The sequence below is a fragment of the Aeromonas sp. FDAARGOS 1406 genome, from assembly GCF_019048565.1.
In the GTDB taxonomy this organism is placed as follows: domain Bacteria; phylum Pseudomonadota; class Gammaproteobacteria; order Enterobacterales; family Aeromonadaceae; genus Aeromonas; species Aeromonas caviae.
Genome location: NZ_CP077378.1, coordinates 1,139,655 through 1,152,510 on the forward strand (window position 1 = coordinate 1,139,655; position 12,856 = coordinate 1,152,510).

8 protein-coding genes are annotated in these 12,856 nt (G+C 61.6%); 6 read left to right on the forward strand and 2 right to left on the reverse strand.

Annotated features, from left to right (window positions below; genetic code table 11):
* Positions 1-69: 69 nt before the first annotated feature.
* Both malE and yejK read right to left on the reverse strand, forming a co-directional pair.
* A complete protein-coding gene (malE, locus tag I6L36_RS05190; protein ID WP_041212786.1) occupies positions 70-1,251 on the reverse strand; it encodes a maltose/maltodextrin ABC transporter substrate-binding protein MalE in 1,182 nt (393 codons plus the stop codon).
* A 395-nt stretch (positions 1,252-1,646) separates the two neighbouring features.
* Complete coding sequence (gene yejK / locus I6L36_RS05195) at positions 1,647-2,696, reverse strand: nucleoid-associated protein YejK (RefSeq protein ID WP_039038628.1); 1,050 nt, start codon at positions 2,694-2,696, stop codon at positions 1,647-1,649.
* 73 nt (positions 2,697-2,769) lie between these two features.
* Between yejK and I6L36_RS05200 the strand changes: the two genes are divergently transcribed.
* From I6L36_RS05200 to I6L36_RS05225, 6 genes are all read left to right on the forward strand, one after another.
* Positions 2,770-2,997, forward strand: a complete 228-nt coding sequence (locus tag I6L36_RS05200) for a YejL family protein (RefSeq protein ID WP_039038627.1) — start codon at positions 2,770-2,772, stop codon at positions 2,995-2,997.
* Between the two features lie 43 nt (positions 2,998-3,040).
* Positions 3,041-4,888, forward strand: a complete 1,848-nt coding sequence (locus tag I6L36_RS05205) for a DUF3413 domain-containing protein (RefSeq protein ID WP_010674246.1) — start codon at positions 3,041-3,043, stop codon at positions 4,886-4,888.
* Positions 4,889-5,212: 324 nt separating this feature from the next.
* Entirely contained in the window at positions 5,213-6,163 is a 951-nt protein-coding gene (locus tag I6L36_RS05210) for an IS1595-like element ISKpn3 family transposase (protein WP_005342491.1), read from the forward strand.
* A 14-nt stretch (positions 6,164-6,177) separates the two neighbouring features.
* Positions 6,178-8,346 (forward strand): TonB-dependent hemoglobin/transferrin/lactoferrin family receptor, encoded by a 2,169-nt coding sequence (locus tag I6L36_RS05215; protein ID WP_109113016.1) that lies wholly within the window; start codon positions 6,178-6,180, stop codon positions 8,344-8,346.
* Complete coding sequence (locus I6L36_RS05220) at positions 8,346-10,388, forward strand: prolyl oligopeptidase family serine peptidase (RefSeq protein ID WP_109113017.1); 2,043 nt, start codon at positions 8,346-8,348, stop codon at positions 10,386-10,388. Before I6L36_RS05215 ends, I6L36_RS05220 begins: the two co-directional genes overlap by 1 nt.
* Positions 10,389-10,417: 29 nt before the next feature.
* Entirely contained in the window at positions 10,418-12,829 is a 2,412-nt protein-coding gene (locus tag I6L36_RS05225; RefSeq protein WP_109113018.1) for a proprotein convertase P-domain-containing protein, read from the forward strand.
* Positions 12,830-12,856: the final 27 nt, after the last annotated feature.

The following is a 12,856-nucleotide window of genomic DNA, read 5'->3' on the forward strand; positions in this document are numbered from 1 at the left end:
ATTAACCTTTATTGCGCCAAGAGAGATTGAGAGAGTGGGAGGCCCGAAGGCCTCCCGGGTAGTGCATGCTTACTGGACGATACGCTTGGCAGCGGTATCCAGGGCTTCGTCAACACCCTGACGGCCAGAGGTGATGTTCTTGAGGGCGGTTTCGAAGGAGGACCAGAAACGGCTCATCTCGGGCACGGACGGCATCGGTTCGCCGTTCTGGGCGTTCAGCATGGTGGCCTTGATGTTGGGGTCGGCTTCCAGGGTCTTCTGGAAGGACTTCAGGGCCACGGCACCCAGCGGCTTGTCGGCGTTCATCGGCGCCAGACCGGCATCGGTCAGCAGGTAGTTCTCGAGGAACTCGATGGCCAGATCCTTGTTCGGGCTGGCGGCGTTGATGGTGGCACCCAGTACGCCAACGAAGGCCTTAGCGGGCTTGCCTTTCAGGGTCGGCAGCTGGGCTACGCCATACTTGATGCCGCTCTTGTCCAGGTTGCTCCAAGCCCAGGGACCGTTGATCATCATGGCCACTTCGCCCTTGTTGAACTTGGCGTCCATCACACCGTAGTCAATGCCCTTCTCCAGGTGACCGGATTTGATCATCTCGGAGATGTAGCCGACGCCGGCCTTGGCACCTGCGTTGTTCACGCCGGTGTCTTTGACGTCATAGCCGGTGGCGGTCTTCTTGAAGGCGTAACCACCGTTGGCAGCCACCAGGGGGTAGCTGAAGTAGGGGGTGTCATAGGCCCACATGATGGCGCGCTTGCCATTTTTCTTCAGGTCTTCGTCGATCTTGGCGATCTCTTCGAAGGTCTTCGGCGGGTTGGGCAACAGATCCTTGTTGTAAATCAGGCTGACGGCTTCTACCGCGACCGGGTAGCCATAGGTCTTGCCATCGACGGTCATGGCATCCCAGGCGAATTGCTCGAACTTGGCCTTGGTGGCGGTATTCGGGGTCACGGGAACCAGCAGACCGGACTTGACCCACTCACCGTAACGGTCGTGAGCCCAGAAGAAGATGTCCGGGCCGTTGCCGGTGGCGGCGGCTTGCTGGAATTTGACTTCAACCTGATCCGGGTGGGCGACGGTGACCTTGATGCCGGTTTCGGCTTCAAACTTCTTGCCGACTTCGGCCAGGCCGTTGTAGCCCTTGTCACCGTTGATCCAGATGGTCAGCTGACCTTCATCAATGGCAGCAGTGGCAGAGCAGGCCACGCCCAGGGTAGCCAGACCGATCAGGGATGACAGCAATTTCTTTTTCATGAGCCTTTCCTTGTATTAGTTCCGCGCTGTAAGAGCATTGTGTGCAGATGCATATTATCCCAAGCAGTCAATGCCTCACATGACACGCCTCGCATTTTTGAAATGCAATTACGTATTTTCTTCCAGAAAGTTATGAAAACATTTTCTTATTTCAGCGACTTAGGAAGGGATATCCCCATATTTTTGCCAAGATATGGAAATTAAATTACAGAAAGGAAATCAATTTACGTCATTGAAAGGGATTTCACCCCACTGAAAACCCTTTCATTCCCGATATTTTGTTCAATGTGTTAACAAAAGTACTGAGGTGGTTTCCATCTACATCACCCCCTTAAATAAAAAGGCACCGGAGCGGACTCCGGTGCCTTTTTGCAAGAAATGACGGCTGGATCACATTACGACTGGCGCAGCAATTGATCCTTGAGATTGGGCGGGACTCCCCTGATGGTCAGGGTGTCGGTCTGGGGATCGTAAAAGACCCGGCTGTTGAGCAACTTCTGCTCGAAGCTCAGAGTCAGGCCGCCACCGGAGCCCACAAACTTGGTCAAGCCCCGCAGGGTGGAACGGTCCGCCGGGAAGCGCTCCTCCAGCTCGTACTCCTGACCGATGAAGCTGTAAAAATCGAGGTCCCCATCACCGGGCAATTCCGCCGACAGCTCCTTGATCTCGATCTCCTCGCCGGCGCTGGCCTGCTCGGTGCAATATTTGAAGACCTGCTTCTTGTAGTCATTGCGCTCGGCCGGTTCGAGCTGGCGGCTGTCGCAGTAATCGTCCACCGCCTGCAGCAACCCCTTGTTCTGGATCTTGGCATCCATGCCCTCCCGGGCCCCCAGCAGATCCATGAAGAAATCCCCCAGCTTGCGACCGACCCGGCCCTTGCTGAAGGTGATATAACGACGCGAATCCCCCTGGGTTTTCCACTCGGTGAGATCGATGCGGGCCACCAGATTGAGTTTGCCGATATCCAGGTACTGGATGTGGCGCAGCTCCAGCGCCTCGCTCACGGTGACGCTCTCCTTGCCTTCCAGCAGGGCGATCATCAGGTAATCCACCCCCACATAGTTGTACTTGGCAATCAGCAACACCCCCTGCTCGTCCAGGGCATGCTCCACCAGCTGCTTGACCAGCATCTGGGTCAGGTTGACGGAAAAGGGGACGAACTCGGTCTGCTCCGCCAGCAGCTGCTCCAGGGCGATGCGAAAGGCGGGGGAAGGCTGCTTGGGGGCGTCTTCCCCCTCCGCCAGCTCGGCGACGGCGGCCTCGGGATCGGCGAAGAAGCCAAAGCCCTTTCCCCCCTTGCCGTTGTAGATGCGATGCAGCTCCGCCATCAGCCCTTGTACCGCCTCGTCGGCAGGCAGGGTCTGGCTGCGGGTATCGGCGTGGGGCTGGCCATCGTTGCCCGCCCGCAGGGAGTGAAGAATGATCTTGTCGATATCGAGACTCATGTCACAAAGCCATAGTGTTAGCCGAAAGGGTGAAGTATTATAAGGCGCTTTGAACCGAGGTGAACCCAAGATTATGCCCATCGTATCAAAGTACAATAACGAGCAGTTTGACGCCCTGATGAACGACCTGATCACCGCCCTGGAGAAACACAAGGCACCGGTGGATCTCAGTCTGATGGTCCTTGGCAACCTGACCACCAACATCATCAACGGCATGGCCCCGGCCCAGCGCCAGGCGATCACCGAGAAGTTCATCCAGGCACTCACCGCCTCGGTGGGCCATCGCCACGATGCGCACTGAGTTTCTTCGCATTCTTTGATGTTTTTCAAGCAGATGGATCATTATGGTCGAAACCGGCAACCCCTATCGCGATAATGTCTCTCGCCTGATCACCTGGGGGCATTGGTTCTCCTTCTTCAACATCATCCTGGCCATGCTGATCTCGACCCGTTACCTGGGCGCCATCAGCTGGCCGTCGACCACGCTCGGCGTGACCTATCTCGTCATCAGCTGGATAGGTCATTTCTCGTTCCTGAGCTTCGTCACCTATCTGCTGACCATCTTCCCCTTGAGCTTCATCCTGCCCAGGGAGAAGCCGCTGCGCTTCATTTCATCCATCATCGCCACCCTGGCTCTGGTGCTGCTGCTTATCGACACCCAGGTGTTCCAGCTGTTCAAGTTCCACTTGAATGGCCAGGTGTGGCAACTGCTGCTGGATCAGGCGCAGACCGAAGAGGGCTCTATCTGGAGCATCATCTTCGTGGCGGTGCCCGCCATCTTCCTGCTGCAACTGCTGCTGTCGGCCTATGTGTGGCGCAAGATCAACAAGCGCAAACGCCGCCAGTACGGCAATCAGGTGGGACTGGCCCTGCTGGTCTGCTTCATCCTGACCCATCTGGTCAACAGCTGGGCGGATGCGACCCTGTATCAACCCATCACCATGCAGCGCGCCAACTTCCCCCTCTCCTACCCCATGACCGCCAGGAGCTTCCTGGCCAAGCATGGCTGGCTCGACCTCGAGCAGTATGAGAAGAAGGCCGAAGATCAGGGAAGCGCTGAGCACCGTCTGCTCTATCCCTTGCGCCCCCTCAGCGTGAGCGCACCCAGCGATCACAAGAACCTGCTGGTGGTGGTGGTCGACTCCCTGCGAGCCGACATGCTCAACAACATCAACATGCCCAATCTGCAACGCTACGCGGACAACCACTTCAATTTCCGCCAGCACATGAGTGGTGGCAATGATGAAGCCATGGGGATGTTCAGCCTCTTCTACGGGCTGCCCGGCCACTATTACGGGGACATCCGGGCCGACAAGCGCCCCCCTGTGCTGTTCGACGAGATGCTGCGTCAGGACTACCAGTTCGGCCTGTTCGGTGCACTGGAAGATGCCAAGCAGTATCGCCAAAGTCTGCTTGCGGGTCTGCGCAAGCAGGTCTTCGTCTCCCGCCAGACCGATGACCGCAGGCTCATCGATGACTGGCAGCAGTGGCTTGGCACGCGCACCGCGGACAGACCCTGGTTCTCTCTGGTCTATCTCTCTAGCCCGGGGGATTATCAGGTGCCAGCCAGCATCAAGGGCCCCTTCCAGCCCGAGTTGACCCGCTTCAACCCGGCCACTGCCTATCGGCCCGAGAACCTGCAGAAGCTGGAGAACCGCTACAAGAACGCGGTCTTCTATACGGATCAACTGCTGGAGCAGATGCTGACCCAACTGCAATTGCAGGGGCTTGATGATCAGACCATCGTCGTGGTCACCTCCAACCACGGTCAGGAGTTCAACGAGACCCAGAGCAACAGCTGGGGCTATGGCAGCAATTACTCGACCTATCAGGTGCAGGTCCCCCTGGTGCTGGCCTGGCCTGGTGCCGAACCTGCGCCTCAGGCGCAGGCGAGCAGCCACCTGGATCTGGTACCGACCCTGATGAAGAACATGCTGGGTGTACGCAACCCCTATCGTGACTACAGCACGGGGCGCAACCTGTTCGAAGCCAGTACACGCACCTGGCTGCTGGCGGGGGATCAGAATGACTTCGCCATCTATCAGGGCAACACCATCACCCAGTTCAACAAGCAGGGGGACTTCGAGCTGCTGGACCGTGACACCTATCGCCCCATCAAGCACGGCACCCCGGACATGGGCACCCTGATCCAGGTGATGAACGAGCTCAATCGCTTCTATCGCGCCCCCTGATCTGCGTCAGCCCACCTCCTTGAGCCCGCCCCTATGGCGGGCTTTTTCTTGCCCGCACCACCCCCGTCCTCCTGTTTCTCATGGCGTCATTCGCAAACGTATGCCACAACCTTACTGATTTAACTCTCAAAAAATTCAATTCGATCAATATCATAAAAACAAAATGATAATGATTGTCATTTATTGATCTACTTGACTCCCTCTGCAATAATCCGCGCCCTTCAGTCTTAAATAATAATTATTCTCAAACCTGATTACCCATGATTAGCAGTCAGTTACCACGAACTATACTGATCTTACGTACAGTTATCGAGGTGCGAGATCATGGCCAAAAGCAAAATCCAATTCCAGAAAGGCTACAGCCTGTTTGAGTTTCTCAAGGACTATGGCACTGAGGCTCAGTGCGAAAACGCGCTGTTCACTTGGCGTTTTCCTAACGGCTTTGTCTGCCCTGAATGTGCCAACAAGACCTGTTGTCGCCTGAGAAGGCGGCCACGTGTGTGGCAATGCAATCACTGCCGTCACCAGATGTCATTGACTGGAAACACTATTTTCGCAAACACCAAGCTCCCACTGACCAAGTGGTTTCTGGCAATGCACCTGTTGTCACAAACCAAAACAGGCTTGTCAGCGATGGAGCTAAAGCGCCAGTTGGGCGTCAAATATGACACCGCCTGGATGCTCAAGCACAAGCTGCTGCAAGCCATGAAAGAGTCCGATGACAAGCAGCCCATCAGCGGCATCATTCAGCTCGATGATGTCTACTGGGGTGGCGAGCGCCGTGGCGGCAAACGGGGTCGGGGCGCGGCAGGCAAGACGCCGTTTGTGGCAGCAGTGGCCCTGAACAAGGAAGGACATCCAATCAAGATGCGGATGACGGTGGTCGATGGTTTCAAAACCAAGTCCGTTGCTGATTGGGCAAAACGGCATATTGCCAGTGGCAGCGCGGTGATATCCGATGGATTGGCCTGTTTCAAAGCGGTCAAGGAGGCCAATTGTGAGCACCTGGGTGTTGTCACCGGGGGCAACCTGGACTGGCTGGATCATCCGGCATTCAACTGGGTAAACACGATGATAGGAAATGTGAAAAACTCGCTGCGGGGCAGTTGCCATACGCTCGGAGCGAAGCATTTACCAAGGCATCTTGCGGAATACTGCTTCCGGTTTAATCATCGTTTTGACCTCAAGAGCATGTTGGTTGAATTGGGGCATGCAGTCGTGGCAAGCCCTCCGATGCCATATCGGCTCTTGAAGCTGGCTGAGGGTCATGGGTAATCAGGTTCTCAAATATGAAAATTCGACTTCTTCACTACTGGCCCATGCTGCTGTCCGGTACGGCGCTGGCTGCCAGCGATCCCGCCGGGATCGACACAACGGACATGCCCCCCGAACTCAAGGGGCGGGAAACCATCGTGGTCAAGGGACAGCGCATCGAGCAGAAGCTCTCCGACGTGTCGGGTTCCATCACCGTCATCACGGAGGAGGATCTGGATCGCCAGGTTGCCACCGAGCTCACCGATGTGTTCAAGAACGAACCCGGCGTCTCGGTGACCGGCTCCGCCGGCCGCCCCCAGAACATCATCATCCGCGGCATGGGCGGCAACCGGGTGCTCATCATCAAGGACGGGGTGCGGGTCAGCGACGGTTTTGGCGCCGACGACCTCAACGACAAGGTGGGCCGCTTCAGCTTCGATCTCGACGATGTCAAACAGATAGAGGTAGCCAAGGGAGCCGGTTCCTCCCTCCATGGCTCCGATGCCATCGGCGGCACCATCGTCATCAGCACCAAGCAGCCGGAAGATTACCTTCAGGGCCAGGATGCCTATCTCGGCAGCAAGGTGCTGCACGATGGCAGCAGTGACAAGCAGAAGCTGAGCGCCACCGGCGCCGCCCGGATACGGGATACCGAACACCTGCTGCGCCTCTCCGGCTGGCAGGGACATGAGACCGCCAACTACGACGAGAGCCGCATCCCGGCGGATCTGGATGGCCTCAGCGCCTCCACCAGCTCTCGCATCCAGCTGAACGAACATCATCTGCTGCGCCTCGAACTCGACTACTTCGAGGACAACGCCGAACGGGATCAGGGGCCGCGCGAAGTGCCCCAGCCCGATGGCAAGTGGCAGGTGCGCCAGTACCACGAGCAGGGCAGCCAACGCACGCAGGGGGGAAAGCTGGCCTGGGAGGCGAGCAACCTCGACACAATACTGGCCGACAGCCTCACCTGGAGTGCCTACGGCAATCACTCGAAAAACACCGCCAACAAGCGCAGCCTGCTGCAAAACGATCTGCTGAGCGGTTATCCGCGCTATCGCAGCGAACGGGAGCTCGCCACCTTCACCGAAGACAGGATCGGTACCGAGCTGGATGTGCGCCGGGATCTCGCCACCGGCCATCTCGCCCATCAACTCAGTTACGGCATCGAGCTGGAGCGCACCACCCACGAGCGGCCGGTGGAGAAGCTGAGTCTGGAGGCCGGCATTCCCCAACCCGGCCAGTCCGCCCCCTTCAGCCGCGCCCGTACCGACAGGGCCGGAGTCTGGCTCGGCGACGTGGCCAGCCTGGGCCAGTGGCAGTTCACCCCCACCCTGCGCATGGATCACCAGTGGCTCACGCCGCTGGACGGCAGCAACGACAGCAACCACAGCTGGCACCTCTCCCCGAGCCTGGCCACCAGCTACCGCTTCAACGACCAGTGGCGCAGCTGGCTCAGCTACGCCAACGGGTTCCGGGCGCCTTCCTACGACAAGGTGTACGGCAACATCCCCCACTACTTCGCTCTGCCACCCTTCGAGATCATCGCCAACACCGGGCTCAAGGAAGAAACCAGCCACAGCATCGAGTGGGGGCTGAGTGGCGAGGGGGACAACTGGAGCATCAAGCCAGCGCTCTTCTACAACCGCTACTACAACTTCATCGACTGGCGCGAGGTGGGGCTGCGCCTGAGCGATGGCGTCATCCTGCGCCAATATCGCAACGTCGCCAAGGCCGAAACCTGGGGGGCCGAACTCGCCGCCAGCTACTGGCTGACCCAGGAGTGGGAGCTCGCCACCAAACTCGGCTGGGTCGATGGCGAGGACAACAAAGGTGAAGCGCTGCGCACCCTGACGCCCCTCGAGGGCAACACCCGTCTGAGCTATCAGGCCAATGAGTGGAGTCTGGGCATTCAGGCGGACTATGCCGCCGCCATGAGCCGGGTGCCCACCTGCGGCAACAGCCTGACCGGCCGCCAGGGGGACTGCCTCGAAAGTGCCGGTTGGCTCAGTTTCGCCCTGACGGCCGACTGGCTGGTCACCGACGCCCTCAAGGTCAACCTCAAGCTCGACAACCTGTTCGACACCCGCTACACCCGCTATCAGGATATGGCCGGGCTGGAAGCCGGGACCGATGCTTCCCTCTTCACCCAGAGCGGCCGCACCCTGAGTGCCAGCCTGCGCTACACCTTCGTGGGGATCTGATGCACAGCTTACTGATCCTGGCCAGCCTGCTGGCCACGCCGGTCCCCGCCTCTCCCCTGCCTGAGGCAACCCTGGAGGCCGAGCCCCTCATCCCCGAGCGCCCGCAACTGATGAAGGGGGAGATAGCCCGCCTCGATCCCTATGGTGGCTGGCGTGACGACAGCCGCCAGGATCCCGCCCTCCTGACGCTGCTGCGCGAGCAGAACCGCTGGACCGAGCGGCAGCTCGCCGACCAGATGCCACTGGTGCAGCGCCTGCAGACGGAGTGGCAGGGCCGGGAGCGGGGCGATCCCGTGCCGGACGACTGGTTGAGCCAGGCTGGCAGCCAGTGGCGCATGGAGGCGGACGGCAGCCTGTGGCAACGCAGCGACGCCAATGCCGCCCCTCGAAAGCGGCTGGCTCCCCGCCAACCTGCGAAGGGGTATTACGAGCTCGCCGCCTGGGCCCTTCACCCGGACGGGCACGTGCTTGCCCTGGCCGAAGACCGTAGGGGAGATCGGGACTACCGCATCACCCTGCTGGATCTGGCGAGTGGCGAGACACTGGCCTCTTTGCCTCACCGCGCCGGCGATCTGCTCTGGAGTCTGGATGGCAAGACCCTCTACACCCTCGCCAACGAGCGCCAGACCCTGCGCCCCTGGCAACTGCTGGCCTGGCAGGATGGCAAGGAGACCCTGGTGTATGAGGAGCGCGATCCCGCCTGGCTGCTCGGCCTCTATCGCACCACGGATCGCCGCCACCTGGTGCTGCAAAGCAACAACCACGACAGCTCGGAGCAATACCTGCTGGACGCGGGTCGGGCCGACCTGCTCAAGGGGCGCGAGCGCGGCCTCGAATACTACCTGGATACCCAGGGGGACAGGGTGCTGCTCAAGAGCAACCGGGACGGCACCCTCGGCCTCTATCAGGTGGCCGACCTGAGCCTGGTGGCGAAGGGAGAGTGGCAACGGCTCTGGTCCGGCGAGGGCCGGGAACTCGAGAAGTGGCGCCTCTTTGCCCGGCACACCGTGCTGCAATACCGCAAGGAAGGGGATGCCTGGCTCGATGTGCTGGATGCCAAAGGTGCGTTGATCCACAGCCTGCCGCTCACCGATGGCGCAGGCACGGCCTGGATCCAGGGCAGCCAGGAACCGGCCAGCGACAAGGTGCTCATTCGCCGCCAGGGTATGGCCGAGCCACCTCACCAGCGCTGGCTGGATCTCGCCTCCGGCGCCTGGGAGGGGACACCCGAGAGCAGGGACACTTCTCCCTATCAGAGCGAGCGACGCTGGATCGCGGGCAAGGATGGGGTCAAGGTGCCTGTCTCCCTGGTCTGGCGCAAGGGCATTACCCACCCCAGGGCACTGCTGCTCTACGGCTATGGGGCCTACGGCACCCCCATGCGTCCCTACTACCAGCCCCGGGTGCTGAGCCTGCTGGATCGCGGCTTTGTCTACGCCATCGCCCATGTGCGCGGGGGCGGTCTGCTCGGCGAATCCTGGTACCGGGAGGGTCGTGGCCGGGACAAACAGCACAGCGTGGATGATTTTCTCGCCGTGGCCGATGCCCTGGCACGGGATCCCGCCATCGATCCCGCCCGGCTGTTTGCCATGGGCGGCAGCGCCAGCGGCCTGCTGGTGGCAGCGGCACTCAACCAGGCGCCCACCCGTTTCGCCGGGGCCGTGCTGCAAGTTCCCTTCGTCGACCTGCTGGGCACCATGCAGGATCCCGAGCTGCCCCTCACCCGGCAGGAGTACGCCGAGTGGGGCAATCGGGCCATCCCGGGTGACTATGCCGCGATGCGCAGCCTGAGCCCCTACGACAACCTGCACAAGGCCCCTTATCCCCCCGTCTATGTGACGGGCGGCCTGCACGACAGTCAGGTGCCCTACTGGGAACCCCTCAAGTGGATAGCCCGCCTGCGATCCCATAGCACGGGAACAGGCCCCTATCTGCTGCGCACCGAACTCGACGGCGGCCACCTGGGCGCCCCCCGAACGGCGGCGCTGCGTGCGGCGCAGGAGTTTGCCTTCCTGCTCACCCTGGCGGGCGTCAACCACTGACCCCTTGCCCTCTTTTTCTGGAGTGAACCATGAAACCCTCTTCCCTGGCCCTCTGGCTGGCGGCAACCCTGATCTCATCGCCGCTGCTGGCGGCCGAGCTGCAGTTTGTCGATGAACACCCCCTGAGCATCACGCCCCAGGCCTGGCTCGAGAGCCGCCTCGGCGTGACGCTGGCCCCCGACTACGACAGGGCCAGCCTGCTCGGCCACCATTACAGCTTTCGCCAGCTGGTGAACGGCCTGCCGGTGGCCGCCACCCAGGCCGCCGTCAGTGTCGACGGGGACGGACGCCCCTGGCGCCTCTATCACAACCTGCGCCCCTTGCAGAGCACAGCGCCCGGCTGCGATGCCAGCGGCACCCTGGATCCCCTGCTCGCCACCCTGCGCACCGACGGCAACCAGATAGAGACGCTGGGGCCGGTCGAAGCCTGGTACTGGCGAGACGGCGATACCCTGGTGCCTGCCCTGCGCCAGCGGGTGCGCGAGCACAAGGCAGGCAATGCCAAGGCCAGCCAGGTGCAGCTGTTTGCCCGTTGCGACGGGGAGCAGGAGCTTGGCCGTCTCGGGGATCAGGCAACTACCCGCCCTCTGCATGTCGCCGACGCAGGCGATCAGCAGGTTCAGGCCCGGGTGTTCGACCCCGATCCCCGCACCCGCCTGCAGGACGCCAGCCTGGTCTGGCACGACACGCTGGTGCTGGCACAGGCCGCCTACCAGGATCCGGTTCCCCTGCCGGTGAGCCTGCAAGCCGGGCAGTATCGCCTGAGCGGCCCCCATGCCAGGGTGGTGGATGTCATGGCCCCCGAATCGGCCCCCTACAGCAGCAGTGACGTGCAGGGTTTTCGCCTGACCCGGGACGATCGCGGCTTTGCGGACATCAACGCCTACTACCATCTGGATCTCGCCCAGCGCCACCTCAAGGCGCTCGGCTTCACCGATCTCATCCCCGGGGCGCTCGACATCGACACCGACGCGGGCTATCAGGACAACTCCCTCTACGATCCGTTCGAACGCAGGCTGGAGCTGGGTCGCAGCGGCGTGCCCGATGCCGAGGATCCCATGGTCATCTGGCACGAGTTCGGCCACGGGGTGCAGCACCACATCCTGCCGGATCTCGGGGAAGAGGGAGACTGGGGAGCCATCGGCGAGGGCTTTGGCGACTACCTGGCCGCCAGTCATCGCCAGCGCAGCGAAGCCGGTCGCCGGTTCGAACCCGCCATGGTGTTCAACTGGGATGCCCGCTTCACCGACCGCACCCCGCGTCAGCTCGACGATCTGCGCGCCCGCTACCATCCGGACTACCGTTACCCGGCCCACCGCACCATCAACGGCAGCAACGGGGATCAGCTCTGGGGCACCCCGCTGTTCCAGGCCCTGCTGACGGCGGTGGCCGAGCACGGCGAGGCGGCCAGGGACGAGTTTGATCGCGTCATCATCGAATCCCACTTCGGCCTGGGGCCGGCCATTCGCATGCCGCAACTGGCCCGGATCACCGTGGATACTGCCGCCCGTCTCTATCCGACGCGAGCCTATGCCCGTCTGCTGGAGCAGGCATTTCGCCAGCACGGGCTGCTGCAAGCTCCCGTCAATATCGCCCTCGCCGAGGGGAGCGCCATCCCACTGGGGCAGCGCCAGTCGGTGCAGCTGACCCTCAGCAACCCGGGCAAAGGGGAAGTGACCCTCAATGAGCTGGCCCTCACCCTGCCAACCGGGTTGCAGGCCGATCCTGACAGCTGGCAACCAGCAACCCTGGCCGCCGGTGCCATCATGACCACCACCCTGCGCATGCTGGCCCAGAGCCCGCTCGCCTGCGGCGACGAGGCGAGCCTCTCGGTGAATCTCGCCATGAGCGGTACCAGCCCCACCGAGCGCCAGTGGCAGCAATCCCTGACCCTGCCCATCGGCACCCCCGTCATCAGCCGGGCCAGTGGTCGGTCACAGCGACTGAACGATGCCCAGAGCGAGGAGGTGCGCGGCCTGAGCGAAACCAGCCTGCTGCTGGAGAAGAGCGATGCCCGTGTGAGCGACAGGCTGCAACTGAGCCTGGATCTGCAGCACGAGGCGCTGGATGAGCTGGAGATCTGGCTCAGCTCCCCCGCCGGCACCCGGGTCCAGATCTGGGACAAGGGTTACAGCCCCCTGCCGAGCCTGAAAGGGGTCTTCCCGACCGAGTTGCAGTCCCTGCAACCCTTCAGCGCCTTCGAAGGAGAACCCCTGGCCGGTCGCTGGACCCTGGAGGTGGTGGACAGCAAACCGGGCAATCAGGGTTTCCTGAACGGGTGGAGCATCAGTCAGCGTACCGGCGCCCAGTGCGGCAACACCGTGCCCGTGCCGGATGACGGCATCATCCGCTTCGATACCTCGGACAGCAGTGGCGGGGGGGCCTTCCCTCTGCTCTGGCTGCTGCCGCTGGCCCTGTGGCGCCGTCTGCGTCGCCTCTGACTCTCCCTATATAAAGCAGAGAGGGGC

Bases quoted from the DNA above. Each gene is read 5' to 3' on its own strand.
- I6L36_RS05215 (WP_109113016.1), top strand. From the start codon at position 6,178: ATGAAAATTCGACTTCTTCACTACTGGCCCATGCTGCTGTCCGGTACG.
- I6L36_RS05210 (WP_005342491.1), top strand. From the start codon at position 5,213: ATGGCCAAAAGCAAAATCCAATTCCAGAAAGGCTACAGCCTGTTTGAG.
- I6L36_RS05225 (WP_109113018.1), top strand. From the start codon at position 10,418: ATGAAACCCTCTTCCCTGGCCCTCTGGCTGGCGGCAACCCTGATCTCA.
- I6L36_RS05220 (WP_109113017.1), top strand. From the start codon at position 8,346: ATGCACAGCTTACTGATCCTGGCCAGCCTGCTGGCCACGCCGGTCCCC.
- I6L36_RS05205 (WP_010674246.1), top strand. From the start codon at position 3,041: ATGGTCGAAACCGGCAACCCCTATCGCGATAATGTCTCTCGCCTGATC.
- yejK (WP_039038628.1), bottom strand. From the start codon at position 2,696: ATGAGTCTCGATATCGACAAGATCATTCTTCACTCCCTGCGGGCGGGC.
- malE (WP_041212786.1), bottom strand. From the start codon at position 1,251: ATGAAAAAGAAATTGCTGTCATCCCTGATCGGTCTGGCTACCCTGGGC.
- I6L36_RS05200 (WP_039038627.1), top strand. From the start codon at position 2,770: ATGCCCATCGTATCAAAGTACAATAACGAGCAGTTTGACGCCCTGATG.